The organism is Mesorhizobium wenxiniae (assembly GCF_002284535.1).
Taxonomy (GTDB): Bacteria; Pseudomonadota; Alphaproteobacteria; order Rhizobiales; family Rhizobiaceae; genus Mesorhizobium; species Mesorhizobium wenxiniae.
On sequence record NZ_NPKH01000020.1, the window covers coordinates 285,569 to 312,000 of the forward strand.

The 26,432-nt window shown below is 63.8% G+C and carries 22 protein-coding genes; 10 read left to right on the forward strand and 12 right to left on the reverse strand.

Annotated features, from left to right (window positions below; translation table 11 throughout):
• Positions 1–189: 189 nt before the first annotated feature.
• The 9 genes from CIT31_RS11615 (at position 190) to CIT31_RS11665 (ending at position 14,735) form a co-directional block, all read left to right on the forward strand.
• On the forward strand, positions 190–5,670 hold the full coding sequence (locus tag CIT31_RS11615; protein ID WP_095518706.1) for an alpha-2-macroglobulin family protein: 5,481 nt from the start codon (positions 190–192) through the stop codon (positions 5,668–5,670).
• Between the two features lie 195 nt (positions 5,671–5,865).
• The gene (gene pbpC / locus CIT31_RS11625) at positions 5,866–7,971 is read left to right on the forward strand and encodes a penicillin-binding protein 1C (RefSeq protein WP_095518707.1); all 2,106 of its coding nucleotides are present in this window, start codon (positions 5,866–5,868) and stop codon (positions 7,969–7,971) included.
• Position 7,972: 1 nt separating this feature from the next.
• On the forward strand, positions 7,973–8,692 hold the full coding sequence (locus tag CIT31_RS11630; RefSeq protein WP_095518708.1) for a M15 family metallopeptidase: 720 nt from the start codon (positions 7,973–7,975) through the stop codon (positions 8,690–8,692).
• A gap of 243 nt (positions 8,693–8,935) precedes the next feature.
• The gene (locus tag CIT31_RS11640) at positions 8,936–9,964 is read left to right on the forward strand and encodes a sulfate ABC transporter substrate-binding protein (protein WP_095518710.1); all 1,029 of its coding nucleotides are present in this window, start codon (positions 8,936–8,938) and stop codon (positions 9,962–9,964) included.
• A gap of 32 nt (positions 9,965–9,996) precedes the next feature.
• Complete coding sequence (gene cysT / locus CIT31_RS11645) at positions 9,997–10,848, forward strand: sulfate ABC transporter permease subunit CysT (protein ID WP_029351596.1); 852 nt, start codon at positions 9,997–9,999, stop codon at positions 10,846–10,848.
• On the forward strand, positions 10,841–11,725 hold the full coding sequence (gene cysW, locus CIT31_RS11650) for a sulfate ABC transporter permease subunit CysW (RefSeq protein ID WP_029351598.1): 885 nt from the start codon (positions 10,841–10,843) through the stop codon (positions 11,723–11,725). The genes cysT and cysW overlap by 8 nt, the downstream gene beginning before the upstream one ends.
• Positions 11,726–11,806: 81 nt before the next feature.
• Positions 11,807–12,847: a sulfate/molybdate ABC transporter ATP-binding protein gene (locus CIT31_RS11655; RefSeq protein ID WP_065006751.1), complete on the forward strand. Its 1,041-nt coding sequence runs from the start codon at positions 11,807–11,809 to the stop codon at positions 12,845–12,847.
• A 200-nt stretch (positions 12,848–13,047) separates the two neighbouring features.
• Complete coding sequence (locus CIT31_RS11660; protein WP_095518711.1) at positions 13,048–14,034, forward strand: sulfate ABC transporter substrate-binding protein; 987 nt, start codon at positions 13,048–13,050, stop codon at positions 14,032–14,034.
• 251 nt (positions 14,035–14,285) lie between these two features.
• Positions 14,286–14,735 carry an RrF2 family transcriptional regulator gene (locus tag CIT31_RS11665; protein WP_029351604.1) on the forward strand — a complete coding sequence of 150 codons (450 nt, stop codon included), beginning with the start codon at positions 14,286–14,288 and terminating at the stop codon, positions 14,733–14,735.
• 38 nt (positions 14,736–14,773) lie between these two features.
• Here CIT31_RS11665 and CIT31_RS11670 read toward each other — a convergent pair whose 3' ends face one another.
• The 10 genes from CIT31_RS11670 to CIT31_RS11715 all read right to left on the reverse strand — a co-directional run bounded on the left by CIT31_RS11670 (position 14,774) and on the right by CIT31_RS11715 (position 24,129).
• Positions 14,774–15,322 carry a gluconokinase gene (locus tag CIT31_RS11670; protein ID WP_425350596.1) on the reverse strand — a complete coding sequence of 183 codons (549 nt, stop codon included), beginning with the start codon at positions 15,320–15,322 and terminating at the stop codon, positions 14,774–14,776.
• 8 nt (positions 15,323–15,330) lie between these two features.
• A complete protein-coding gene (locus tag CIT31_RS11675) occupies positions 15,331–16,317 on the reverse strand; it encodes an ABC transporter permease (protein WP_095518713.1) in 987 nt (328 codons plus the stop codon).
• Positions 16,314–17,294 (reverse strand): ABC transporter permease, encoded by a 981-nt coding sequence (locus tag CIT31_RS11680; RefSeq protein ID WP_095518714.1) that lies wholly within the window; start codon positions 17,292–17,294, stop codon positions 16,314–16,316. Before CIT31_RS11680 ends, CIT31_RS11675 begins: the two co-directional genes overlap by 4 nt.
• Positions 17,291–18,907 (reverse strand): sugar ABC transporter ATP-binding protein, encoded by a 1,617-nt coding sequence (locus tag CIT31_RS11685; RefSeq protein WP_245316174.1) that lies wholly within the window; start codon positions 18,905–18,907, stop codon positions 17,291–17,293. Before CIT31_RS11685 ends, CIT31_RS11680 begins: the two co-directional genes overlap by 4 nt.
• 70 nt (positions 18,908–18,977) lie before the next feature.
• On the reverse strand, positions 18,978–20,102 hold the full coding sequence (locus tag CIT31_RS11690; protein WP_065006774.1) for a sugar ABC transporter substrate-binding protein: 1,125 nt from the start codon (positions 20,100–20,102) through the stop codon (positions 18,978–18,980).
• A gap of 307 nt (positions 20,103–20,409) precedes the next feature.
• Complete coding sequence (gene gntR, locus CIT31_RS11695) at positions 20,410–21,438, reverse strand: HTH-type transcriptional regulator GntR (protein WP_095519333.1); 1,029 nt, start codon at positions 21,436–21,438, stop codon at positions 20,410–20,412.
• Positions 21,439–21,672: 234 nt separating this feature from the next.
• Positions 21,673–21,993 carry a hypothetical protein gene (locus tag CIT31_RS11700; protein ID WP_425350597.1) on the reverse strand — a complete coding sequence of 107 codons (321 nt, stop codon included), beginning with the start codon at positions 21,991–21,993 and terminating at the stop codon, positions 21,673–21,675.
• A 22-nt stretch (positions 21,994–22,015) separates the two neighbouring features.
• Positions 22,016–22,426: an SRPBCC family protein gene (locus CIT31_RS11705; protein WP_095518715.1), complete on the reverse strand. Its 411-nt coding sequence runs from the start codon at positions 22,424–22,426 to the stop codon at positions 22,016–22,018.
• Complete coding sequence (locus CIT31_RS11710) at positions 22,423–22,746, reverse strand: ArsR/SmtB family transcription factor (RefSeq protein ID WP_095518716.1); 324 nt, start codon at positions 22,744–22,746, stop codon at positions 22,423–22,425. Before CIT31_RS11710 ends, CIT31_RS11705 begins: the two co-directional genes overlap by 4 nt.
• A 150-nt stretch (positions 22,747–22,896) precedes the next feature.
• Complete coding sequence (locus CIT31_RS11715; RefSeq protein WP_095518717.1) at positions 22,897–24,129, reverse strand: MFS transporter; 1,233 nt, start codon at positions 24,127–24,129, stop codon at positions 22,897–22,899.
• 177 nt (positions 24,130–24,306) lie between these two features.
• Here CIT31_RS11715 and CIT31_RS11720 point away from each other — a divergent pair, with 177 nt between their 5' ends.
• A complete protein-coding gene (locus CIT31_RS11720; protein ID WP_029351626.1) occupies positions 24,307–24,594 on the forward strand; it encodes a DUF3175 domain-containing protein in 288 nt (95 codons plus the stop codon).
• A 9-nt stretch (positions 24,595–24,603) separates the two neighbouring features.
• On the opposite strand, the gene CIT31_RS11725 is transcribed toward CIT31_RS11720, so the two are convergent.
• Together CIT31_RS11725 and CIT31_RS11730 are read right to left on the reverse strand one after the other, a co-directional pair.
• Positions 24,604–25,380 carry a FadR/GntR family transcriptional regulator gene (locus CIT31_RS11725; protein ID WP_095518718.1) on the reverse strand — a complete coding sequence of 259 codons (777 nt, stop codon included), beginning with the start codon at positions 25,378–25,380 and terminating at the stop codon, positions 24,604–24,606.
• A gap of 101 nt (positions 25,381–25,481) precedes the next feature.
• Entirely contained in the window at positions 25,482–26,378 is an 897-nt protein-coding gene (locus CIT31_RS11730; protein WP_095518719.1) for an NAD-dependent epimerase/dehydratase family protein, read from the reverse strand.
• Between the last annotated feature and the right edge of the window lie 54 nt (positions 26,379–26,432).

Genomic DNA, 26,432 nt, shown 5'->3' on the forward strand with positions numbered 1-26,432 from the left:
CAGGGCTTGGAATTCACACCTTCTGCGTCGCCGCAAGAATGCGTGATCCCTGTCCTATGGAGGTACTACCGGTCATCGGCCGGAAAGGAAACCGTTGGCAGGCGGAACCTGCCGCGTCCTCGTGTTGACAAGGCTGACTGAAGCTTGAACATGTCCGGACGTAACGTAAAGCAGTGTCTGGAGGGGTTTATGGCAATGCGCGCGGCTCGTGGTCTGTCGATTCTTTTCCTTCTCTTTTTCACCTGGAGCGGTGTCGCGCAAGCGGCCGAAGCGCGCCGGGTGGTGACGTCAGACAATTCCGATTATTTCGGCTTCGATCTCAGATCCGACCAGAATGTCAGCCTCGACCAGTGCAAGACGACATGCCTCGGCGATCCGGCCTGCCGCGCCTTCACCTACAACCCCAAAGCCAAATGGTGTTTTCTCAAATCCGACTACAACACGCTGAAACCCTTCAAGGGCGCCGTCGCCGGCAAGGTCGTTAACATCGATGGCGACCTCGATATCGGCGCGCCGCCGGATCTCGCCTTCTTCCCCACCTGGATGGCCGACCAGGCCCAGCAATACCGCAACAGGCTCACAGGCCCGGCCTACACCAAGCCCACCGAAGGGCTGACGGCACTGAGGGAGGCGGCCGAACAGGCGTCGCTGACCGGCGACCACCGCTCGGCCATGCAGAAATACGAGGCTTTGGTTTCCGTATTGCCCGATGATGGCCAGCTCTGGTTCGAACTGGCGCAGGAAACGCTCGCCGTGCAGCCGACCGCCAACAGCGCGGAGGCGTCTACCCTGCCTGCGAACACCACCTCCGCCGGCTTCAACGCCTACAAATTGCTGCGCACCACCAAGACGCGCGCCGACGTGCTGGCGCTGCTCGGCGGCGCGCTCGATCGCCGCGACCTCGCCCGGCCCGCCCTGCAGGCTTACGAAGCGAGCCTCGCACTGGTCAATTCTCCGGCGGTCAAGGCCGATTATGAAGACTTGAAAGCGCGCAAGGGCTTTCGCGTCATCGATCACACGGTCGAAGCCGACACCAGTGCGCCGCGCATCTGCGCGCAGTTTTCCGAGGATCTGGTCAAGACCGGCGTCGACTATTCGCAATTCGTCACCGTCGACAACGCCGCTCCCAAGGGCGTCGAGGCCAAGGACAAGCAGATCTGCGTCGAAGGGCTCGAGCACGGCCAGCACTACGATGTGACCTTCCGCCCCGGCCTGCCGGCCGCCATCGGCGAGGTGATCACCGCACCGGTGGTGCTGTCCATCTATGTGCAGGACCGCGCGCCGTCCGCCCGTTTCACCGGCGACAGCTTCGTGCTGCCTGCCGGCGCGCGCCGCGGTATTCCGGTCGTCACCGTCAACATGAACGCCGCCGAAATGAAGCTCTATCGCATCGGCGACCGCTCGCTGACCCAGCTTCTGTCCGGCTACCAGTTCCTGCGCCAGCTTGACGGCTATGACATCTCCAACATTTCCGATCAGATGGGCGAGCCGGTCTGGCAAGGCCAGCTCGACATCGCCAACGACCTGAACAAGGAAGTCACCACCTCCTTCCCGGTCGACGAAGCACTGCCGCAGCGCAAGCCCGGCGTCTATGTGCTGACCGCGCAACCGGTGGACGAGAATGACAACGACTATGATTCGCGCGCTACGCAATGGTTCGTCGTCTCCGATATCGGCCTGTCGACCTATACCGGACAGGATGGGCTGAACGTCTTTGCCCGTTCGCTCGGAACCGCCAAGCCGATATCAGGTGCTGAACTGACGCTGCTCGCCAGGAACAACGAAATCCTCGGCACCGCGACCACGGACGCGGAAGGCCGCGCCGTCTTCAACCCCGGACTGACGCGCGGCGACGGCGGCATGGTCCCGGCCGTGCTGACAGCCAAGCAAGGTGACGGCGACTTCGTGTTCCTCGACATGGGCCGCGCCGGCTTCGATCTTTCCGATCGTGGCGTCACCGGGCGTCCAGCGCCGGGCGCACTCGACGTCTATGCCTGGACCGAACGCGGCATCTACCGCGCCGGCGAGGACGTCCACGTCGCGGCGCTTGCCCGCGACGGCGCCGCCAAGGCCGTCGAGAACCTGCCGCTGACCTTCATCTTCACCCGTCCCGACGGCGTCGAGAACCGCCGCATCGTCAGCGACGGCGCATCGGCCGGCGGCCATGCCGTCGACCTGCCGCTCGAACCCAATGCCATGCGCGGCACCTGGACGGTGGCGATCCACACCGATCCCAAGCAGGCGGCGATCGCCAGCCAGATGTTCCTGGTCGAGGATTTCGTGCCGGATCGCATCGAGTTTGATCTGTCCTCCGACAAGCGGGAGATCGCGCAGGGCGAAACTGCCAACGTCACCGTCGACGGCCGCTTCCTTTATGGCGCGCCGGCCGCCGGGCTGGCGCTCGAAGGCGAACTGACGCTGTCGACCACCCGTGACTGGGACCGCTTCAAGGGCTATTCCTTCGGCCTCGCCGACGAGCAGTCGGCGGAACCGTCAGTCACGCCGTTCACCAATCTGCCGGTGGTCGGTGAGGACGGCAAGGCGAACTTCCCGGTTTCCGTCGACCAGTTGCCCTCGACCACCAAGCTCGTCGATGCCAAGGTTACGGTCAGGATGCGCGAGACCGGCGGCCGCGCCGTCGAGCGCTCGCTCAGCATCGGCATCCGGCCGCAGGGCCACATGATCGGCATCCGCCCGGATTTCGACGGTGACGAGGTGCCGCAAGGCGGCACGGCGAAGTTCAGCCTGATTGCGGTCGACCCCGACGGCAGGCGCGAGGCGCTGCAGGGCGCGCAATGGTCGCTGGTCAAGGTCGAACGCAATTACCAATGGTACCGCTCAAGCAATTCCTGGAACTATGAGCCGGTCACCTTCACCAAGTCGGTGGCCAACGGCCAGGTCGACCTAACCGCCGACGGCGAGGCCACTGTCTCGCTGCCGGTCGACTGGGGCCGCTATCGGCTCGAGATCGAGACATCGGACCCGGAAGGCCCGGCGACCAGCTACGAATTCGACGCCGGCTGGTATGTCAGCTCCACCACCACCGAAACGCCTGACGGCCTCGAAATCGCCCTCGACAAGGACAACTACGCGGCGGGCGAAGTGGCCAAACTCAAAGTGACACCGCATTTTGCCGGCGAGCTGCTCGTCACCATCGGCGCCGACAAACTCTTGAAAACCGTCACCGCCAGCGTGCCGGCAGATGGCAGCACCATCGACATCGCGGTCGGCGACGACTGGGGCGCCGGCGCCTATGTCACGGCAACGCTGTTCAGGCCGGGCGATGCGCAGGAAACGCGCATGCCGGCGCGCGCCATCGGCGTCAAATGGCTGAAGGTCGATCCGGGCTCCAAGAAGCTCGCCGTCACCCTGACGCCGCCGGACAAGACAATGCCGCGCCAGCAGCTGTCGATCCCGGTCTCCGTGGCCGGTGTGCAGCCGGGTGCCAACGCCTATGTCATGGTCGCGGCCGTCGATGTCGGCATCCTCAACCTGACCAATTACAAGGTGCCGGATCCTGAGACCTGGTTCTTCGGCCAGCGCATGCTCGGCCTTGAGGTACGCGACCTCTACGGCCGTCTGATCGACGGCTCGCTGGGCACATCAGGCAAGCTTCGCACCGGCGGCGACGGCGCCAACATACAATCGCAAGGCAGCCCGCCGACCGAAAAGCTGGTCGCCTTCTTCTCCGGTCCGGTCCCGCTCGACGCCGACGGCAAGGCGCGGATCGACTTCGACATCCCGCAATTCAACGGCACCGTGCGCGTCATGGCCGTCGCCTGGACTAAGGACGGGGTCGGCCATGCCCAGTCCGACGTGATCGTGCGCGATCCGGTGGTGATCACCGCCGGCCTGCCGCGCTTCCTGGCGCCTGAAGATTCGGCCGTCATGCGGCTCGACGTCACCGACGCCGACGGCCCGGAGGGCGACTATGCACTGTCGATAAACACCACCGCCAATCTTTCGACCGGCAGTGCCGCCCTGCCCGAAAAGCTGACGCTCGCCAAGGGTAAGCGGCAGACGCTAACCGTGCCGCTGATCGCTGAAACGCCGGGCAACGCCTCGATCACCATCAAGCTCGCCCATGCCGACGGCACCGCTGTCGAGCAGACGCTGTATGTTCCGGTGCGCCCGGCGCAATTGCCGGTGACCACCCGCATGGTGGTCGACCTCAAGGGCAATGGCGGGTCGCTGCGCGTCGACAAGGAGCTCCTGGCGGCAAGCGTGCTCGACGGCGCTTCGGTTAGCGTCGGCGTTTCGCAGGCGGCGGCCTTCGACGTGCCGTCGCTCCTGATGACGCTCGACCGCTACCCCTATGGCTGCGCCGAGCAGACCACCAGCCGCGCCATGCCGCTTCTCTATGTCAACGAAATGGCCTCGGGCGTCGGCATGGCCAGCGACGCCGACCTGCACGGCCGCATCCAGGACGCCATCTACAAGGTGCTGAGCTACCAAGCCTCGGCCGGCAGCTTCGGCCTGTGGGGCCCGGCCTCCGGCGACCTGTGGCTCGACGCCTATGTCACCGACTTCCTGACCCGGGCGCGCGAGCAGAAATACGACGTGCCGACCCAGGCGATGAACCAGGCGCTGAGCAATCTGCAAAACGCGATCGGCTACGACCAGGACGTCAAGGATCGCGGCAGCCAGATCGCTTATGCGCTCTATGTACTGGCCCGCAACAAGAAGGCCTCGATCGGCGATCTGCGCTACTATGCCGACACCCAGATCGAAGCTTTTACCAGCCCGATGGCCGTTGCCCAATTGGCGGCGGGCTTGGCGCTCTATGGCGACACGCAGCGCTCGGAAGCCACCTTCCAGGCCGCCCTGCAACTGGCCAGTTCAAGCTCAGCATACGACTACTATAGGTCCGATTATGGCTCGCCGCTGCGCGACGGCGCGGCGATGCTGGCGCTTGCCGCCGAATCGAAGCCGGTGCCGACGATCGTGCCGGCGCTGATCAAGCGGGTGACGCAGGAACGCGCCGCCGTCAGATGGACCAGCACGCAGGACGAGTCCTGGATGCTGCTGGCGGCCCGTGCACTGAAGGCCGGCAACGATTCGATCGCGCTGACCATCAACGGCGCGCCGCATGCCGGCGCCTATTCGGACCAGATCGCCGGCAGCGACATTGCCAACAGCCCGCTGACCGTCACCAACACCGGCAGCAACCCGCTGCAGGCGGTCGTCACCACGGTGGCCTCGCCGATCCAGCCGCTGGCGGCCGGCGGCAACGGCTTCACCATCGGCCGCACCTACTACAAGCTCGACGGCACCGAAGCCAATGTCACGGAGGCGACCCAGAACGAACGCTATGTCGTCGTGCTCAATATCTACGAGCAGAACAAGTGGCCGTCGCGGCTCGTGATCACCGATCTGCTGCCGGCCGGCTTCGAAATCGACAATCCGGGGCTGGTTTCCAGCGCCCAGTTGTCGAACTTCTCGTGGCTGGCTCAGACCGACGCCGCCCACCTCGAATTCCGCGACGACCGTTTCGTCGCGGCCTTCAATCCGAACGATGGCGACGGCGACCGCAACATTACGCTCGCCTATGTCGTGCGCGCGGTGACGCCGGGCACCTATGCCCATCCGGCTGCAACGGTCGAGGACATGTACCGGCCGCAATATTCGGCCCGCACCGCGACCGGGATGATGGAGGTCAAGGCGCCGTAAGGCGCCGATGGTGGCGAATATGGCTATGGCGCTGCCCCTCATTGCCCTGCCGGGCATTTCTCCCCGTACAGAGACGGGGAGAAAGAAGCTTGCGCCGAAGTTTTCGCCAACCTCGAACGTCGCAGAAAAGGCGCCAAGGGTCGCGACAGCCCTCTTTTCCCCGTCACTATACGAGGAGAAGGTGCCGGCAGGCGGATGAGGGGCAGCGCCGTGCTTTACCGAAAAATCCTGCGCCGTTCGGCCATCGCCGCCGCCTCCCTCGCTGGCTTTGCAGCAATCGCCGCGGGCGGGCTTTGGCAGCTCGACCGCGCCTTTCCGCCGCCGCTGCCGGCCGAACTCACCGTGTCGACCGAAGTGCAGGACCGCGACGGCCAGCTGTTGCGCGCCTTCGCCACGCCGGACGGGTATTGGCGGCTCGCCACCCGCCTCGACCAGGTCGACAAGCAGCTCGTCGACATGCTGGTGATTTACGAGGACAAGCGCTTCTGGGACCATGGAGGCGTCGACGTGCTGGCGCTGGCCCGCGCCGCCGGCCAGTTTTTAAACAGTGGCCGTATCGTCTCCGGCGGCTCGACGCTGTCGATGCAACTCGCCCGGCTGGCAGAGCCGCGCGACAGCCGCAGCCTAGGCTCGAAGATCAAGCAGCTGCTGCGCGCCCTACAGATCGAGCGGCGGCTTACCAAACGTGAGATCCTCGAACGCTATTTGACGCTGGCGCCCTATGGCGGCAACCTCGAAGGCGTGCGCGCCGCCTCGCTGGCTTATTTCGGCAAGGAGCCGAAGCGGCTGACGGTCTCGGAGGCGGCCCTGCTTGTTGCCCTGCCGCAATTGCCGGAAAAGCGCCGGCCCGACCGCAATCTCGCAATCGCTCATGCCGCCCGCGACCGGGTGCTGGCGCGCATGGTTTCATCGGGCCTGCTCGGCGAGCGCGAGGCCGCACGCGCCGCGCTCGACGACGTTTCAGGCGTCCGCCGCACGCTGCCGGCGCTCGCCGCTCACGCCGCCTACGCGGCGCTTTCCAAGGCCGGCCCCGGCCAGAAGCTACAACTGACGATCCGCAAAAGCGTCCAGGAAGGGCTGGAACAGGTGGCCAGGGATGCCGCAACCAGGCTCGGCCCCCGCCTGTCGGTCGCCATGGTGCTGGCCGACGCCCGCACCGGCGAGATCCTCGGCGAAGTCGGGTCTGCCAACTATTTCGACGCCAGCCGCTCCGGCTGGATCGACATGACCAGAATCGTCCGCTCGCCCGGTTCGACGTTGAAACCGTTCATCTACGGGCTCGCCTTCGAACAGGGATTGGTCGCGCAGGAAACGCTGATCGACGACAGTCCGACGGATTTTTCCGGCTACCGGCCGAAGAATTTCGACATGGGCTACCAGGGCGACGTCAGCATCCGGCAGGCGCTGCAACTGTCTCTCAACGTGCCGGCGATCAGTGTGCTCGACGCGGTCGGGCCGGCGCGGCTGCTCGCGCGCTTCCGGCAGGCCGGCGTCACGCCGATCCTGCCCGTCAACAAGGCGCCGGGTCTCGCCATCGGCCTTGGCGGCGTCGGCGTGACGCTGCGCGACCTCGTCCAGCTCTATGCCGGGCTTGCCAATGGCGGCAAGGCCCACACGCTGCATGACGGCACCGAGCCGGCGAATGCCGAACGCGCGACCGCTACCATCCTTGACGATCAGGCGAACTGGCAGATCACCGACATATTGTCGGGCGTCAAGCCGCCCGAGGGTGCCGCCCGGCGCGGCATCGCCTACAAGACCGGTACCTCCTACGGCTACCGCGATGCCTGGTCGGTCGGCTTCGACGGGCGCTACGTGCTGGGCGTCTGGGTCGGCCGACCCGATGCCGGCGCGGTGCCTGGCCTGTCCGGCTATGTCTCGGCCGCACCGATCCTGTTCGAGGGCTTTGTCCGCTCCGGCCTGGCTCCCGTGCCGCTGCCAGGCCAGCCGGCCGGCGTCACCAGACTCAGGCGCGACGATCTGCCGGTGACATTGGAGCGTTTCGGTTCTGGCGCCGACGGGCTGGTCCAGGCGACGCCGACCGAGCCTGCGCCGACGATCATCTTTCCGCCCGACGGCGCCCGCGTCGATCTCGGCACCACCGCCGCCAGGGCCTCGCCGCTGGTGCTGAAGCTGCAAGGCGGCCGCGCCCCGTTCCGCTGGCTGGCCAATGGCAAGCCGCTGGTCGGCATCGACCGGCGGCGCAGTGCGACCTGGCAGCCGGACGGCGCCGGCTATTCGACCCTGACCGTGATCGACGCGGTCGGGCGCGCGGCCAGCGTGAAAGTGTTCGTTGAATAGAATGCGCCAAGCGATTCAGCGCATTGCGTTTTGCGCCCTGCTGTCGGCTGCCGATACCGCCCCTGTCCTTTCCGCGGACCTCCCCGCCGGCTTCGTTCGGCTGGCCGACATCGATCCCACCATCCGGCAGGACGTCCGCTATGCCCGCACAGTCAATTTCCTGCGCCGCAAGGCGGCCGGCTACGACGCGCCAGTATGCATCCTCACCGGGCGAGCGGCGGAAGCGCTCTCCGGCGTCCAGAAAGCGATTGCCGAAGGCCTGACGCTGGTCGTCTTTGACTGCTACCGCCCTGCGCGCGCCGTCTCCGACATGGGCGAATGGACGAGAGAAGGCGGACCACCCGACCCGCAATGGTATCCAGCGGTCAAGCGAAAGGACCTCATCGCCAAAGGCTATGTCGGTGAACTGTCGACGCATTCGCGCGGCTCGACCGTCGATGTCGCCATCGCGCGAGTCGACCGCAACACCGCTCCGAAACAGGCCTGTGGCGCGCCCGATGCCGACACGCTCGATTTCGGCACCGGGTTCGACTGTTTCGACCCGATGAGCGAAACGGCGCACCGTCCGCTCGCCGGGGAAGCAACCGCAAATCGCAAGAGGCTTGTCGAGGCCATGCGCGCCGGCGGCTTCAGGAATTATGCCCGCGAATGGTGGCATTTCACGCTGGAAAACGAGCCGTTTCCAAAGCAGCGTTTCGATTTTCCCCTCACCGCCGACTAAATCACTGATCGCTGCGAAGCAAATCGCGTCCAGACCACATCGAGCCATAGCCGTGGCGCCACTTTTCTCCAGATAGATCGCTGCATGAGCCCGGATTCGGTACCCCGCCGTTGAGAGGAAAGAATTTCTTCATAAGGCCAAAGATCGGCGGAAAATTGCTTCGAACGGACAAAAAAAGCAACATTGAGTGCATCTAATTTCTATTAATTCAGTAGATTTGCAGCGATCTCAACGGAGGCGTAAATGACCAATCCTCATTTCAGGAAACTGCTCGGCGCCCTGGTCGCTGCATCGGTCCAATTCGGAACACTCGGTTTCGCGTTTGCCGATACCACCATCCTCAACGTGTCCTATGATCCGACGCGTGAGCTGTACAAGCAATTCGACGAGGCCTTTGTCGCCCACTGGAAGGCCGAGACCGGTGAGACGGTAACCGTCCAGCAATCGCATGGCGGGTCGGGCGCACAGGCCCGCGCCGTGATCGACGGCCTCGACGCCGACGTGGTGACGCTGGCGCTCGAAGGCGACATCAACGCCATCGTCTCGAAATCGAAGAAGATCAATCCCGACTGGAGGACCAAGTTCGAGAACAATTCGGCGCCCTACACCTCGACCATCGTCTTCCTCGTCCGCAAGGGCAACCCGAAGGGCATCCACGACTGGGGCGATCTGGTCAAGGACGACGTCCAAGTGATCACGCCAAACCCCAAGACCTCGGGCGGCGCACGCTGGAACTATCTCGCCGCCTGGGCCTATGCCAACGCCAAGGATGGCGGCGACGAAGCCAAGACCAAGGAATTCGTTGGCAATCTCTACGGTCATGTTCCGGTGCTCGACACCGGTGCGCGCGGCGCGACCGTAACCTTCGCGCAAAAGGGCCTGGGCGACGTGCTGCTGGCCTGGGAAAACGAGGCCTATCTGGCGCTCGACGAGTTCGGCGCCGACAATTTCGACATCGTCTACCCGCCGACCTCGATCCTGGCCGAGCCGCCCGTCGCTGTGGTCGACGCCAATGTCGATGCCAAGGGCACGCGAAAAGTCGCCGAAGCCTATCTGAGCTACCTCTACTCCAAGGAAGGCCAGACGCTGATCGCCAAAAACCATTATCGCCCGTCGAAGCCCGACCTGGTGCCGGCGGAGGACCTCGCCAAACTGCCGGAGATCAAGCTGATCACCATCGACGATCCACTTTTTGGCGGTTGGAAGAAGGCGCAGCCTTACCATTTCGGCGATGGTGGTATATTCGACCAGATCTATAAGCCGGCCCAGTAGACCCAGTAAGCAAGACTCTAGATCAGGACGACATGACCACAGCACCCGCAAAGGCGGGGTGGCGGTTCAGACAGCCGAGCGTCATTCCGGGTTTCGGATTGACGCTCGGCTTCTCTCTTGCCTACCTCACGCTCATCATCCTCATTCCCCTTTCGGGGCTGGTCTGGCGATCGGCCGCGCTCGGCTGGGCCGATTTCTGGGCGATCGCCACCGACCGCCGCACCATCAATGCGCTTGAAATCAGCTTCGGCACCGCCTTCATTGCCGCCGCGGTCAATGTCGTCTTCGGCACGATCGTCGCCTGGGTACTGGTGCGCTACAACTTTCCTGGCCGCCGCATCGTCGATGCCATGGTCGACCTGCCCTTCGCCTTGCCGACGGCGGTGGCCGGTATCGCGCTGACCACGCTCTACGCGCCGAATGGCTGGCTCGGGAGCCTGCTGGCACCGCTCGGCATCAAGGTCGCCTACACGCCGCTCGGCATCGTCATAGCGCTGATCTTCATCGGGCTGCCTTTTGTCGTGCGCACCGTTCAGCCGATCATGGAGGAGATCGACAAGGAGGTGGAGGAAGTGGCCGCGACGCTCGGCGCCAATCGCTTCCAGACCATCGCCCGGGTTCTGCTTCCGGGCCTGGCGCCGGCCATCGTCACCGGTTTCGCGCTGGCTTTCGCACGCGGTGTTGGCGAGTACGGCTCCGTCATCTTCATCGCCGGCAATCTGCCCTACAAATCCGAGATCGCGCCGCTTCTGATCGTCATCCGGCTGGAGGAATACAATTATGCGGCGGCGACCGCGATCGCGGCGATCATGCTCGCTTTGTCGTTCGTGATGCTGCTGGTCATCAATCTGGTGCAGACGTGGAGCCGCAAGCGCTATGGCTGATCCGGAGATCAAATCCTACGCACCGCACCACGAAAGCCAGTCGGCGGCAGTGACCGAAAGCCGCCCGGCGAAAGCCGTGCTGATGATCGTGACCTTTGCCTTCCTCGGCATTTTCCTGCTCTTGCCGCTGATCGTCGTCTTCAACGAAGCCTTCGCAAAGGGCCTCAGTGCTTATACGGAGGCGCTGACCAACCCAGACACGCGCTCGGCGATCCACCTGACACTGCTGGTGGCGGCGATCTCGGTGCCACTCAATGTCGTCTTCGGCATCTCCGCCGCTTGGGCGATCGCCAAGTTCGAGTTCAAGGGCAAAGCCTTCCTCACCACGCTCATCGATCTGCCGTTTTCGGTCTCGCCGGTCATTTCCGGCCTGGTCTATGTGCTTTTGTTCGGAGCACAGGGCCTGCTCGGCGCCTGGCTGAAGGCGCATGGCATCGTCATCCTGTTTGCCGTGCCGGGCATCGTGCTCGCCACCATCTTCGTCACTTTCCCGTTCGTCGCCCGCGAACTGATTCCCTTGATGCAGGAACAGGGCAATGGCGACGAGGAGGCAGCGCTGTCGCTCGGCGCCAATGGCTGGCAGGCGTTCTGGTACGTGACGCTGCCCAACGTCAAATGGGGGCTGCTCTACGGCGTCTTGTTGTGCAATGCCCGCGCCATGGGCGAGTTCGGCGCGGTCTCCGTCGTGTCGGGCCACATACGCGGATTGACCAACACCATGCCGCTGCATGTCGAAATCCTGTATAACGAGTACAATGCCGCAGCCGCCTTCGCCGTCGCTTCCCTACTTGCGGGCCTGGCGCTCGTCACGCTGGTCTTGAAAACACTTCTCGAAATGCGCTACGGCGCCGAGCTCGCCGCGACGCGCGGACACTAGATGAAATAAAGAGTTTGATGTCGCCCAAAGTGCGTAGCAGTTTCGGGATAACGACATGCATCGACAAAAAAGGGACGGTTGATGGAAGTTCGCGTTGCCAACGTGCGCAAGGAGTTTGAGCGGTTTCCGGCCCTCCACGACGTTTCGCTCGACATCAAGTCCGGCGAGCTGATCGCGTTGCTCGGACCCTCCGGCTCCGGCAAGACGACGCTGCTCAGGCTGATCGCCGGGCTGGAGCGGCCGACGAAAGGAACGATCTTCTTCGGCGAGGAGGATGCGTCGCAAAAGTCGATCCAGGAGCGCAATGTCGGCTTTGTCTTCCAGCATTATGCGTTGTTTCGCCATATGACGGTCGCCGACAATATCGGCTTCGGCCTCAAGGTCCGGCACGGGCCGACACGTCCGTCGGCGCAGGAAATCCGCCGCCGTGCCTCCGAGCTTCTCGACCTCGTCCAGCTTTCCGGCTTGGAAAAGCGCTATCCGGCGCAGCTTTCGGGCGGCCAGCGCCAACGCGTGGCGCTTGCCCGCGCCATGGCGATCGAACCGGCCGTGCTTTTGCTCGACGAGCCGTTCGGAGCGCTCGACGCCCAGGTCCGCCGCGAGCTGCGCCGCTGGCTGCGCGACATCCACGACGCTACCGGCTACACCACGGTCTTTGTCACCCATGACCAGGAAGAAGCGCTTGAGCTTGCCGACCGCGTCGTGGTGATGAGCCAGGGCAGCATCGAGCAGGTCGGCACCGCCGATGAAATCTACGACACGCCGAATTCGCCCTTCGTCTACGGCTTCATCGGTGAATCGAGCTCGCTTCCCGTCAAGATCGAGGACGGCCAGGTCTGGATCGCCGATCGCCCGATCGGGCTGTCCGCGCCGCAGGCACCGCAAGGCGAAGCGACGCTGTTCTTCCGTCCGCACGATGTCGAACTGGTAGACGAATGCAACGGCTGCATCGCCGGCACGGTCGCCGCCAGCCGCCGCGTCGCCGGCACCAGACGGGTGGAGCTCGAAATTGGCGGCGAGCGTCAGCGGGTCGAGGTCGAGCTGCCCGTCGACCATCCGGCGGCGCAGAAAAGCCGGGTGGCCTTCAGGCCGCGGCGCTGGAAGCTTTTTCCAGCTGTGTAGAAGGCTGTATCTAAGCGGGCTACCTCGGCGTGCTGAGAACACGCCGAAATGCATCTGCTTGGAAGAAAATCCTTTCAACGGGCCGATTCGGCAATGCTTTTTCTCACAGCAACACCATAGATCCGGGTTGCATGCCTCGTCGCGTCGGGCATCGCCCGATTATCCTTCTGCGATAAACGGCATTTCAGGAGCCTGTTTTCATGAAGCGATTTTTGCTTGGCGTCGCCACATTGGCCGGCCTGTTCCTGGCATCCTCCCAAGCGTGGTCGGCCGACAAATTGCTGAACGCGTCCTATGATGTCGGCCGCGAACTGTTTGCGCAGGTGAACAAGGCCTTCGTCGCCGAGCACCCCGGCGTGACCATAGATCAGTCGCATGCCGGGACGTCGGCGCAGGCACGTGCCATCGCCGAGGGCCTCGGCGCCGATGTCGTCACCTTCAACCAGGTCATCGACATCGACTTCCTGGTCTCGAAGGGTCTTATCTCCGCCGACTGGCAGAAGGACTTCCCCGACAACGCCTCGCCTTTCTATTCGCTGCCGTCCTTCCTGGTGCGCGCCGGCAATCCGAAGAACATCAAGGATTGGGACGATCTCGTGCGCGACGACGTGCAGGTGATCTTCCCCAATCCGAAAACGTCGGGTAATGCGCGCTACACCTATCTTGCGGCCACCGCCTACGCAAAGGAAGCCTTCAAGGGCGACGATGCCAAGGTGAAGGAATTCGTCACCAAACTGTTCAACAATGTCCCGATCTTCGACTCCGGCGGGCGCGCCGCGACCACCACCTTCGTGCAGCGCGAGATCGGCGACGTGCTGATCACCTTCGAGTCGGAAACGCGCGGCGTCCGCAGGGAGTATGGCGATGACAAGTTCGAGCAGGTGACGCCTTCGGTCAGCCTGCTGGCGGAGTTTCCGGTGGCGATTGTCGACACGGTCGCCGACGAGCATGGCACGCGTGACCTCGCCAGGACTTATCTGGACTTCCTCTACACGCCGCAGGGCCAGGACATCGCCGCCCGCAACGGACTGAGGGCTCGCGACGCGGCGGTCGCCGCCAAATACAAGGCTGAGTTTCCCGATGTCCGCCTGCTGACGGTGGAGGACGTCTTCGGCGGCTGGGCCAAGATCCAGGCCGAGCATTTCGCCGCGGGCGGATTGCTCGACAAGACTTATGGCAGCCGCTGAGCAAGCGATCTTCGAACTTGAACCGAAAGCCGGCTTTTGCCGGCTTTCTTCGTTTTCGCGGTCCTAAAAGGTGATTTCGCGCATTTCCGGCCGCACCATCCAAAACGTCACGAAGAATCAACGTGTTTGTGCCTACTGTGCCATCAGACGGCTTGTTTTCGCGAAACTGCGTCGTGCGACCAAACGTCATGATTTACACACAAACAACCGCCAGATGCGGGCGGTTGGGGTTTTCGTGAACTGAATCGAGCATGCTTACCAAAAAAGGCAAATACGGCCTCAAGGCCCTCGTGCATCTGTCAGGCTTGCCGGTCGGTCAGCTCGCATTCGTCAACGACATTGCCGTCGCCAACAACATCCCGAAGAAATTCCTGGATGCCATTCTGGGCGAATTGCGCAACGCCGGCTTCGTCCAGAGCCGCAAGGGCAAGGAAGGCGGCTATCGCCTCGCCCGGCCGGCCTCCGAGATCAAGATCGGCCATGTCGTGCGTGTCCTCGACGGGCCGCTGGCGCCAATCCCTTGCGCCAGCCGCACCCAATATCAGCGCTGCGAGGATTGCGACGAGGCGACATGCCAGGTCCGGAACATGATGCTGGAGGTGCGCCAGGCGATCGCCGAGGTGCTGGACAATCGCAGCCTCGCCGCGATGCGGGATGCCGACAATGACGATTTTCCAGTCGAGCTGACGTCGCAAATCTGATCAGGCGCCCCTGAAGCGGATCCGCGCCGGCGACCGGCTCAGGAATTCGCCTCGAACAGGCTCACGACGTCGCCGACAATGTCGGCGATCGGGCGCGTCGCATCGAGCGTCAATGCGTTCTCGTCGGCTGCCGGCGCTTCTAGCGTGGCGAACTGGCTGTCGACCAGGCTTGCCGGCATGAAATGGCCCTGGCGGGAGCCGACACGCTGCTTCACGGTCGCGGGATCGATTTCCAGATAGAGGAAAACGATGTCCTGGCAAAAGCCGCGCAGACGCTCGCGGTAGCTGCGCTTTAGCGCCGAACAGGCGGCCACCACGCCCTGCCCATCGCCGACCGATCCCGCAATGCGCCGGCCGATCGCGTCGAGCCAGCCTTCGCGCAATGCGTCGGTCAGCGGCTCGCCGCTTGCCATGCGCGCGACGTTTTCCGGCGGATGCAGCCGGTCGCCCTCGACGAAGATGGCGCCCAACGCTGCGGCCAACGCTTCGCCGACGGCCGATTTGCCACAACCGGCGACGCCCATCACTACGACGGCCGGTGCGGGCCGAACGCGATGCCCCTGCGTTTGTGCTGCCTTTTCGTCCACGATGCGGGTCAGCGGCTGGCCGGCGCGCGGCCGTAAAGCAGGAGCATGGCTACGATGACGACGCCGTAGATGATCTGCCGCCCCGCCTCCGGCATCTGCATGACCGAAAGAATGGATTGCAAGAGCGTGATCAGGATGACGCCAGCGACCGTGCCGAGATACGAGCCGCGGCCGCCGAGGATCGAGGTGCCGCCAAGCACGACCGCTGCGATCGACGGCAGGAGATAGGCGTCGCCCATCGACTGCGCCGCCTTGGAGGCATAGCCGGCCAGAAGCACGCCGCCGAAGGCGGAGAGCCCGCCGGACACGGCGAAGGCCATCAGCACGACGCGCCGCGTGTCGATGCCGGAGAGGTAGGCGGCGCGCTCGCGGTTGCCGATACCGTAGACGGTACGGCCGAAGCCGGTGCGGGTCAGCACGAAAATCATCGCAGCACCGATCAGCGCCCAGATGACGACCGCGTTGGGCACGCCCGGAATGGCAAAGCCGGTCGCCAGATAGCGCATCGCCCGGGTCGCCGAATCCTGCGGCGAGAACCCGCCCGTATAGACCACCATCAGCCCTTGCGCGACGGCATTGGTGGCGAGCGTGATGATCATCGAGGGAATGCGCAGATAAGCGACGCCGATGCCGTTGACGACGCCGATCGCGACACCGCAGCAGATGCCGAACGGGATCGCCAGCGCCACGCCGACCGGGCCGTAGGCGGCGGCCGCACATGCCATCATTGCGCCCGCCGCCACCGACCACGGCACCGACAGGTCGATCTGGCCGAGCAGGATGACTAGCATCATGCCGGTGGCGATGACGCCGAGAAACGAGGCCACCTTGAGCTGCTGCAGCAGATATTCCGGCGACAGGAAGCTGCGCGAATAGAGGCTGCCGACAAACAGCAGCAGCACGATGCAAGCAAAGGCGGTCAGCACCGCGGGATCAGCGCGGCGGATGAATTTCGGCATGCGGCCGGCGATGCCGCCGATGGTCGCTTCGCTCACAGGAACCACTCCAGCCGGTTACGGACCCTGAACAGGGCGAAGGCGCCGAGGCTGACGGCGATCAGCAGGATGACGCCCTGGAACAGCGGCTGCCAGAGCGGATCGAAATCGAAGACGAAGAGCAGGTCGCCGATGGTACGGAAGGCGAGCGCGCCGAAGATCGCGCCGATGGCGCTGCCCTTGCCGCCGAACAATGAGACGCCGCCAAGCACCACGGCGGCGATCGAGAACAGCGTATAGGCATTGCCGCTGGCATAGGCCGCCTCGCCCGTATAGGTGAAGAAGGTCAGGAACAGCCCGCCGATCGCGGCCAGCAGGCCGGCGAGCGCATAGGCGGCGAACTTGCCGCGGCGGATCGGCACGCCGGACATGTAGGCCGCCGTCTCCGACGATCCCGCGGCATAGGCCGCGCGGCCGAGCACCGATCGGCTGAACGGCACCCAGACCACGAGCAGGACGGCCAGCAGCGCCACCAGGCTCGCCGGCACCACGCCGAACAGCCGCCCGGTCAGCGCGTCGGCGAGATCCTCGTTGACCGAGCCGCCCGGGAACGGCCGAAGCAGCAGCGCGATGCCGAAATAGACCGCGCCGGTGGCGATGGTGGTGACGATCGGCTGCAGCCTTCCGTAGATGACGATGGCGCCGTTGATCGCCCCGCACAGCAGCCCGGTGCCGAGCACCGCGACGACGCCGAACGCGGTTTCGATGCCGGTGCCGATGACCAGCCATGAGGCCAGGCAGTTGGTCAGCAGAAAGATCATGCCGACGGAAAGGTCGATGCCGGCGGTGATCACCACCAGCGTCTGCGCCATGGCGACGAAGGCGAGCAGCACGCCCTTGTTGGAAGCCGTCTGCACGACATTGGCGGTAAAGCCCGCTGGATGGTTCGAGGTGTAGATCGTAAACATCACGATGAAGATGCCGAACGCCAGCAGCGTTCCGCGTTGTTCGGCAAGCCAGTAGCGCCAGTCCTTCACGCGTCCGCTCCTCGGGCTGGCGTCTTCGCCATGCCTCGGGCTGGCGTCTTCGCCATGCCTCGGGCTGGCGTCTTCGCCATGCCTCCAACAGGCATCTCTTCGCCATTGATATTGAGCGCGCTGGCGATCAGCGCCCGCTCGGTTATCTCGGCGCCGACCAGCTCGCGCTTTACTGCTCCGTCATAGAGCACCAGCACCCGGTCGCAGCAGCCGATCAGCTCGTCATAGTCGGTCGAGTAAAACAGGATCGCCGCGCCTTGGTCGGCAAGCTTGCGCATCAGCTGATACAGTTCCTGCTTCGTGCCGACATCGATGCCCCGCGTCGGGTCGTTGAGCAGGATGATGCGCGGCTGCCGCATCAGCCATTTGGCGATGACGACCTTCTGCTGGTTGCCGCCGGACAGTGCGCCGACCGGAACGTCGAGGCCTGCCGTCTTGATCGCCAGCAGAGCTACCATGTCGTCGATCAGCCGCTGCTCGGCGGCACGGTCGATGATGCCGCCCCTGGACAGCCGGTCGAGTGCGGCGAAGGAGAGGTTTTCGCGCACCGTCATCGGCAGCATCAGGCCTTCCGTCTTGCGGTCTTCCGGGATCAACGCCATGCCGATCCGGTCACCGCGCGCCTTGGCCGGACTGGCGATCGCCACCGGTTTGCCGTCGATCAATATCTGCCCGCTGAGGCCGCGCAGCACGCCGAAGAAGGCGAGCAGCAATTCGCGCTGGCCCTGGCCGTCGAGACCGCCGAGGCCGACGACCTCGCCTGCGCCGACCGACAGCGAGATATTGTCCAGCCGGTCGGTCCAGGAAAGCTTGCGCGCCTCCAGCACGGGAGCGGCGGTGGCCGGCGCGCGCATCGGCCTCGGTGGGAAAATATGGCTGTATTCGCGGCCGATCATCAGCTCGACGACTTCATTGTCGCTCTTGGTGCCTGCTGCGTAGCTGGCGACATTGCGGCCGTTGCGGAAGACCGTGCACTGGTCGGCAAGCTCAGCGATCTCGTTCATGCGATGCGAGATGTAGAGCAGCGCCAGCCCTTCCGAGCGCAGCCGCTTCAGCACGCCGAAAATCTTAGCGACGTCGGCCGCGGTCAGCGCCGAGGTCGCCTCGTCGAGGATCAGGATGCGCGGCTTCCTGGCAAGTGCTTTGGCGATCTCGACCATCTGCCTTCTTGAAAGCGGAAGATCCTTGACCAGCGCCAGCGGGTGGATGTCGGCAGCGCCCGCGCGCGCCAGGGCTTCTTCCGCGATGCGTCGCTGCGCCTTGCGGTCGATCATGCCGAAGCGTTTCGGCGGATCGGAAATGACGATGTTGTCGGCAACGCTGAGTTCGGGGACGAGCGACAGTTCCTGGAAAATGCAGACGATGCCGGCCTGGTTGGCCGCGGCCGGCGAAGCGAAGCTCACCTCGCTTCCGTCCAGCATCATGCGGCCTTCGTCAGGCGCGACGACGCCGGCCATGACCTTGATCAGCGTCGATTTTCCGGCGCCGTTTTCGCCGAGGATGGCGTGAATGCTGCCTGGTGTTACCGAAAGCTCGGCCTTTTCCAGCGCCCGCACACCGCCATAGCGCTTGGATATGCCCTCCATGCGGAAGAGCGGAACCGCACCGTCCATCGGCCCCTCCCAAGGCGCTTGTTCTTCGGGACCGGCGCCGCGGCATATCCCGCGGCGCCGAGCGATCAGTCTATTGGTTTTCCTTGCTCTGGCCCATGATTTCCTGCGCCGTGAAATTGATGCCGCAGGTCGGGAAAGAGTTGCCGACGAAGAAATTGTCGGACTGGTCGGGGAAATAGTCCTCGCCTTCTTTGAAGTTCGGATGCTCGACGATCGCCAGCGGCAGCTTCACCGCTTGCGGGACGACCTGGCCTTCGAGCGCTGCGATTGCCGTCTTGATGGCGACCGCCACCTGTGCGGGGCCGGTTCCGGCCGACGAACATTTCAGCCCGTCTGCGGCAAACTTGGCGCAGAATTTGCGGAAGCCGTTCTCCGTTTCGCCGCCGAACGGCACGAACGGATGCTTGGCGTCGATCATCGCCTGGACGATGCCGGTGTCGCCGCCCTGCCCAGTGACGCCGTCGAAGGGGCCGTTGGTGGCGATCGCGTCGGCCGAGGCCTTTTGCGCCACGCCATCGTCCCATTTGCCGATGACTTCGGTGACCTCCCACTTCTTACCAGAAGCGTTGAGAACTTCATGGATGCCGTTGTGGCGGTCGGTGTCGACCGACGTGCCGGCAACGCCGCGCACTTCGAGGATCTTGCCACCATTGGGAATATGCTTGATCAGCCAGTTGGCCCACAACTCGCCAAGGCCTTTCTGATCGACATTGACGTTGATGGCGTCCTTGGTGTCGAGAATGTTGTCGAAGGCGACCAGCACGACGCCGGCTTCCTTGGCGCGCTTGATGACCGGTCCGAACGCCGTCGGATTCTGCGCGTTGACGACGATCGCGTCATAGCCGGAATCGATGAAGTTGTTGATCGCCGAAATCTGCGCCGGCACGTCTTCGCCGGTCGAGACGACCTTGAATTCCTTCAGTTTCGCCGCGACCTCCGGCTGCGCCGCATAGGCTTTTGCCGTCTGCACCATCTGGATGCGCCAGGTGTTGGCGATGTAGCCATTGGCGAGCGCGATGCGGTACGGGCCTTCTTTCTTGGGAAACTTGAAGAACTGCGTGTCGGCCGCCCATGGCGCGAAGCATTCCGGCTCGGCAGAGGGGCCCTTGACGATTTCGGCTTCGGCGAGCGCCGACGAACTCAGCATAACCAATGCAGTGGCGGCAATGATGCCACCAACGAGTGACTTGATCATCGATATTCCTCCCAGTTGCAATTTCTGATTGTTCTTTCGCGTCTCGCGCGTCTGGCCCGGCACCTCCCGCCTTGCTCGTCGCGCCTTTCAGGCGGCCGAATGCCGACCCGTTCTCCTCCCTTGCCGGTTGGTAAACCGAAGTAAAAACTATCATATTATACATAATAAACAAGTGTGAGCTGTCGCTTATATATAATAAACAGACTTCGATCTATGCCGCGACTTCTGCCTAGAGGCGTATGGTAGCGCTACCCATTACGTGGTGTAAAGCGGCATTTCGCGATGCCTGCAAAGCGCTTCAGTGCCTTTAGCGGGCAGTGCTCTCGCGGCACTTGAGTTCGAAGCCGAGGTCGACGACCGGCTCGTGCGGCCGCTTGCCTGCAATCGCCGCGAGCGCCATCGCGACAGACAGCCGGCCGATCTCGTAGCGAGGCGTCCGGATGCTAGTGACCGATGGAAAAGCCACTTCCATCATGTCGAGATCGTTGAAGCCTGTGATGCCGATCGTCATCGGCACGGCGATCGAGGCGCGGTGGCACTCGAACAGTACGCCGAGCGCGATGTCGTCGTTGTTGCAGAAAACCCCGTCGAGCCTCGGCACCTTGGCCAGTGCGTCACGAAACAGTTCGCGGCCGAGCGTCACGCTGGACGGCACCGGCGTGGTGGTGATCAGCCGCGGGTCGAACAGACCGGCCCCCTCCATCGCCGCGCGATAGCCTGCCAAACGACGCTGCGAGCGCGGGTCCATGCGCGCGCCGATGAAGCCGATGCGGCGATAGCCCATTTCGATCATGTGCTCTGTCGCCGCCTTGCCGCCGTCGAAATGCGAGAAGCCGACCATCATGTCAACCGGATCGGGCCCGGTCTCCATGACCTGTACCACCGGGCAGCCGGCCGTCTCGAGCAGTCTTCGCGACGTTGGCGTCTGGTCGATGCCCGCCACGATCAGCGCCGCCGGGCGCTGCGGGCCGAACACCTGCAGCAGCCGTTCCTCCTCGAGGCCGGAATAATGGGTATTGCCGAGCTGGATACGGTAGGAACTGTCGGACAGGCTGTCATAGATGCCGCGCAGCACTTCGGCAAAGACGCTGTTGGTGAGCGACGGCACCAGCACGCCAAAGACCTCGGCGCGCGCCGAAGCCAGCGCCCGCGCATTCGGGTCGGGCAGATAGCCGAGCTCATCGACAGCCGCCTGGATCTGGCGGCGCAGATCTTCCGAAACACGCCCCGGCTCGCGCAAGGCGCGGGAAACCGTGATGGCGCCGACACCGGCCTTACGCGCGACATCGGCGATCGTCGGACGGCCGCCGCCGCGGCGCGAGCGCGGTTTGGTCACAGCCTTGTCCCGAACGCGGCGCCTTCGCCGAAGCGCGGCCACGAAATGCTGTTCAGCGTCTTTGCCACTATCGCCATGCCAACCCGACTTGCCGCACCCGTCTGGCGTCGCGCAGCCTTACCCCATTGTCAAGCTAACCGGCCAGGACAGCTACCCGAACTCGGGTAGCGCCACAGTTTGAATTTCGGCTGTGGGTCGTGAGTGGGCGTCTTGTCGTCCCCCGTGCTCAGGCTTCTACGCCGTGCGTCGTCCGCTGCGCCACTTCGTGGCGTACGGCAATGCGAACAAGTAGAGACCGCTGAGCATGAGCAAGGCGAGCGGGATCAGCGGCATGAGGTACACCCAGTAGGCGGGCTCGACACCTACGCCCAAGGTGATGAAGATGGCAGCGACGACCGCCGTAAAAATGATCGACAGCCAGCGGTGGAGTTGCCGAATCCACGTGTTCCAGTTCATGAGCACCTTCTCTGAAGACGAGCTGAAGCGGATCGGGCGACCCGCTTGGCGCCAGCCTTCTTGCACGCTTGTTTGATTTGATGACGTCTTGTTGGCCATTGCCCGTTGGCGCCGGCACGCCTTACTCTATCCGCGCCAGGACCTGCTCCAGGTTCGCAAAGAACCGCTGCCACCCATATTTGGCACCCTGGTAATACTGCTGCTGATCCGGCCGGAAGCCCAACTGCTCCATGCGCAGATGGGTCCCCGTGCTCGTAGGGGTGAGCGTCCACGTGACGACACTCCGGAGATCCTTGGTATCCCACGTGTAAGACAGCGTCTTGTTGGGCTCGACTGCCTGGACCTGACAGTCGACCGCCCCCCAGTCCGCGCTAAGATTGAAACGGTGCCCCTCGTCTGGCTCGAAATCGTTCTTCATCAGCCACTCCTCGATCAGGTGTGATTGCGTGAGGGCGCGCCAGATCTTTTCCGGCGGAAAAGCTACCTCCCGTTCGACAACGACGGCGCGCGTTTCGGTCTCAGTATTGGTCATTGGTCCATCCTTTTGAGCAAGTCTTCGAGGTTGTCGAACCGGCTTTGCCAGAACCCAGCCATTTGGTTCGTCCAGTCGATCAGCGGCGCCAAGGCGCCGAGCTCCGCGCTATAGTGCGTGTTGCGGCCTTCGTGGCGGTCGCGCACCAACCCGGCGTGCTTCAGAACCCCAAGGTGCTTTGACACTGCCGGTTGCGAGACCCCAGCCCGAGCGGTCAGAGCCGCGACGGTCTGGTCTCCGTCGCGACACAGCCGCTCGAAGATGGCCCGTCGCGTCGGATCGGCAAGCGCTCTGAAAAGGATCTCATGGGGCTGTGACATGGCAATCGATAACTCGCTGGCTATTTGACAAATCCAATAACCGCCGAGATATGTATAAGTCAAGCAGGAACGTGGCCCGGTGATAGGGGACTGTCAGCCATTAGTCAACTTCCGCTGGGGGTCGCGAGCCGAAATTCAAAGGGTCAGTGCTCAGCCCATTGCCGCGGCGCTGCGCCGCGCTTTCCACAGCAGCAGCACCATGGCCGCTATGTTCAGCAGGTTCCAGGCGATGCCGTTGAGGAATGCGGCGGCGTAGGAGCCGGTCAGATCGTAGATCCAGCCCGACATCCAGCCGCCGATCGCCATGCCGAAGATCGTCGCCATGATTACGATGCCGACGCGCTGGCCGGCCTCTCTGGCCGGCATGTATTCGCGCACGATGATGGCATAGCAAGGCACGATGCCGCCTTGCGACAGGCCAAAAACCAGCGAGACGACGTAAAGCGAGGCGAGCCCGTCGAAGGGGATGTAGAACAACAGCGACAAGCCTTGCAGTACCGAGCCGATCAGCAGGGTTTTCACGCCGCCGATGCGATCGGCAAGAAAACCGGATGCAAGCCGGCTGATGACGCCCGCCACCATCATGATCGACAGCATGTCGGCGCCACGCGCCATGCCATAGCCGAGGTCCATGCAATAGGCGACGATATGGACCTGCGGCATCGACATCGCCACGCAGCAGCCCAGGCCGGCGACGACGAGCAGCATCTGCAGGGCTGCCGGCGACAGCGATATCGGCTGGACGGGCCGGCTGCCGGGCGACCCGGGAGCGGCGGCACGTGGCGCGCCGCGCCTGAGCAGCAGGATCAGCGGCACCATGGTCGCGACGCAGACGACGCCGATCGCGCCATAGGTGAAGCGCCAGCCTTCGCTCTGCATGACATAGGGCATCGCCATCGGCCAGACCGCCCCGGCGAGATAGCTGCCGGCGGCGGCAGCCGTCACCGCGACGCCGCGCCGGCGGTTGAACCAGTGCGAGATGTCGGCGATCAGCGGCCCGAAGATCGCCGACGTGCCGACGCCGATCAAAAGCCCCTGGGCAAGAGTGAACTGCAGGATCGAAGTGGTCAGCGACGCCAGCAGGAAACCAGTGCCGAGCGCCACCGAGGCAATGAGCGCCGGTATCCAGTAGCCCACGCGGTCGATGGCGCGGCCGACCACAACATTACCGACGGCGAAGCCGACCATGGTCGCGGTATAGGGCATCGACGCGGCGGCGCGATCGACGCCGAATTCGGCCTGCACCGCCGGCAGCACCACGACGACCGCCCACATGCCGACGCCGCCGATCGTCGCCAGCAGCAGCGAGATGCCGAGCCGCATCCAGGCATAGGCGCTGTCGATGCCGGGGCTGCTTGGCTGGCTGGAGAAGGTTGTGGTCAAGGCGTTTCCTGTCCGCGATTCTGCAAAATCGACCGGTTCGACACCACTATCGGCACATTGGCGGCGCCGTGCAGCGCCACATCACGCAAATCCGTGGCTCCAGGGATTTGAGCTGAAGTGGAACAGTGGCCGCCGTCCCGGAGTTTTCCATCAACGCACCAATGGAAGGAGTTTGTCATGACCGCGAAGAGGAAATGGTCGGCCGAGGTGACGGAGCACAGCGATGCGCTGGACCTCGAGGAGCACGTCTTCGAATCCCACGACCCTAAAAAGATCGCGGCCTCGCTGAAGCGATCGGCCGAACATAGTGACCGGCGCAAGGCCGAGCCGTTCCAATCCGCCATGTCGATGCTGAATTTCTACATCAACCGTGCCGGCAAGAACCTGCCGGCCAAGCAGAAGAAAGTGCTGGAGGACGCCAAGGACGAACTGCGCGCGGTGTTTGGGCGCCCGAGAGAAGATTAGAGGGTCGGCCTACCTCGACTTGATGACGCTATCTGTATTGGCCAACAGCTTGCGCACCGCGTTGCGCGCCGCATCCGGCCGCTGCAGGCGAATGTTCTTTTCGATCGCCTCGTGCAGCTTCTGCGCGTGCTGCAAATCGTCCAGTTCCCGCGTCGTATAGGCGAACAGATGATCGAAGGCCGATTCGATCAGCACACCGAGCGGCACCAGAAGGTCGTTGCCCGAGGCGCGCAGGATGGCCAGATGAAAACGCGTGTCCGCGCGGGTGCGCTCCTGCAGCGTCGTCGCTTGGCCCATCTCCCGGCAGGCCTGGCTGATCTCGGCCATCTGCTCGTCTGTGCGGCGCATCGCGGCAAAGGCGGTCGCTTCCGGCTCGATGATGTGGCGGAACTCCTGCACCGTTTTCAGGAACACCTCGCGGTCGGGCGAGGTCGCGTACCAGGCCAGCACGTCGCGGTCGAGCAGGTTCCAGCGCTCTTTCGGCTCGACCCAGCTGCCGATCTTCGGACGCGACGCCAAAAGGCTCTTGGCCATCAGCATCTTGATCGCTTCGCGCACCGCCGAGCGGCTGACGTCGAAAGTCTCGGACCATTTGGCCTCGTTGGGCAGGATGGTTCCCGGCGGATAGTCGCCGCGCACGATCCTGAGACCGATCTCGTTGGCTAGTGACGCATGCACGCTCGACCCAGGCATACGCGCCGCATCGGCACGGCGGACGACAGCCGGGCGCTCGGCGGACGCCGCCTTGGCCGGTGTTTTTCCCCTATTCGGCTTGCCGTCCCGCATGCGTTCACAAAGTCCGGATTCCGAAAGCTGTCAAGCACAGGAAAAGCCTCGGGCTGCAAGCCTGCTTCTGTGCACAGATCAGCCCGGGTGCATCGACCCCGTCATGCCGACTTGACGTATTTCCGCCAGCTGTGTTCAGGGCGGAACCCGAGCACATCCCGCGCCTTGCGGTTCGAAAGCAGCGTCTCGTATTCGCCGAGCTCAGCGTTGACCAGCACGCCGGGATAAAACCGCTTCAAGAGTTCAGCCGTCGGCAGATCGGACGAGGTGTCGTTATTGGCTGCGTTGAACACCTGATAGCCGAGCCCATCCTTTTCGATCGCGCGAAGCGTGATCTGGCCGAGGTCGCGCGCGTCGATATAGCTCCAGGCGATCCGCTTGCGGAAACCCGGATCCGCGAACCATTTCGGGAACAGCGAATATTCATGCGGCTCGATGACGTTGCCGATGCGCAAGGCGTAGATGTCGATGCCGCTGCGCAGCGCGAAGGCGCGCGCCGTCTTCTCGTTGACGATCTTGGACAGCGCGTAGCTGTCCATCGGGTCGACATCGTACTCCTCGTCGAGCGGGAAATGCGTCGGGTCGCGCGGCTCGTTGGCGAAGACCAGCCCATAGGTCGTCTCGCTGGAGGCGATCACCACCTTGCGGATGCCGAGCTTCACCGCCGCCTCGATTACATTATAGGTGCCGAGCGCATTGATACGGAACACCTCGTTATCGGGCGTGATCATGATGCGCGGGATCGCCGCGAAATGCACCACGGCGTCGACCGGCTGCGCGCGCAGCGACGGGTCGAATTCATGCAGGCCCATATAGCTCGACAGCGCGTTGAACACCTGCCCGCTGTCGGTGATGTCGGTGATCAGCGTGCGCACCTTGGGATTGTCGAGCGGCTTGGTATCGATGTTGAGCAGCTGGCACCCCTGCTCGACCAGATACTGCACGACGTGACGCCCGGCCTTGCCGCTGCCGCCGGTGAACATGATCCGCTTCGTCATTTTGCTCTCCACATTCCCTGGAATTCATGTGTATTGTCAGACAATATCGAACTC

What these genes read in the sequence shown, in the direction of transcription:
- CIT31_RS11615 (WP_095518706.1), top strand. Translation starts at nt 190, where the DNA reads ATGGCAATGCGCGCGGCTCGTGGTCTGTCGATTCTTTTCCTTCTCTTT.
- pbpC (WP_095518707.1), top strand. Translation starts at nt 5,866, where the DNA reads ATGAGGGGCAGCGCCGTGCTTTACCGAAAAATCCTGCGCCGTTCGGCC.
- CIT31_RS11630 (WP_095518708.1), top strand. Translation starts at nt 7,973, where the DNA reads ATGCGCCAAGCGATTCAGCGCATTGCGTTTTGCGCCCTGCTGTCGGCT.
- CIT31_RS11640 (WP_095518710.1), top strand. Translation starts at nt 8,936, where the DNA reads ATGACCAATCCTCATTTCAGGAAACTGCTCGGCGCCCTGGTCGCTGCA.
- cysT (WP_029351596.1), top strand. Translation starts at nt 9,997, where the DNA reads ATGACCACAGCACCCGCAAAGGCGGGGTGGCGGTTCAGACAGCCGAGC.
- cysW (WP_029351598.1), top strand. Translation starts at nt 10,841, where the DNA reads ATGGCTGATCCGGAGATCAAATCCTACGCACCGCACCACGAAAGCCAG.
- CIT31_RS11655 (WP_065006751.1), top strand. Translation starts at nt 11,807, where the DNA reads ATGGAAGTTCGCGTTGCCAACGTGCGCAAGGAGTTTGAGCGGTTTCCG.
- CIT31_RS11660 (WP_095518711.1), top strand. Translation starts at nt 13,048, where the DNA reads ATGAAGCGATTTTTGCTTGGCGTCGCCACATTGGCCGGCCTGTTCCTG.
- CIT31_RS11665 (WP_029351604.1), top strand. Translation starts at nt 14,286, where the DNA reads ATGCTTACCAAAAAAGGCAAATACGGCCTCAAGGCCCTCGTGCATCTG.
- CIT31_RS11685 (WP_245316174.1), bottom strand. Translation starts at nt 18,907, where the DNA reads ATGGACGGTGCGGTTCCGCTCTTCCGCATGGAGGGCATATCCAAGCGC.
- CIT31_RS11690 (WP_065006774.1), bottom strand. Translation starts at nt 20,102, where the DNA reads ATGATCAAGTCACTCGTTGGTGGCATCATTGCCGCCACTGCATTGGTT.
- CIT31_RS11700 (WP_425350597.1), bottom strand. Translation starts at nt 21,993, where the DNA reads ATGGCCAACAAGACGTCATCAAATCAAACAAGCGTGCAAGAAGGCTGG.
- CIT31_RS11705 (WP_095518715.1), bottom strand. Translation starts at nt 22,426, where the DNA reads ATGACCAATACTGAGACCGAAACGCGCGCCGTCGTTGTCGAACGGGAG.
- CIT31_RS11710 (WP_095518716.1), bottom strand. Translation starts at nt 22,746, where the DNA reads ATGTCACAGCCCCATGAGATCCTTTTCAGAGCGCTTGCCGATCCGACG.
- CIT31_RS11720 (WP_029351626.1), top strand. Translation starts at nt 24,307, where the DNA reads ATGACCGCGAAGAGGAAATGGTCGGCCGAGGTGACGGAGCACAGCGAT.
- CIT31_RS11725 (WP_095518718.1), bottom strand. Translation starts at nt 25,380, where the DNA reads ATGCGGGACGGCAAGCCGAATAGGGGAAAAACACCGGCCAAGGCGGCG.
- CIT31_RS11730 (WP_095518719.1), bottom strand. Translation starts at nt 26,378, where the DNA reads ATGACGAAGCGGATCATGTTCACCGGCGGCAGCGGCAAGGCCGGGCGT.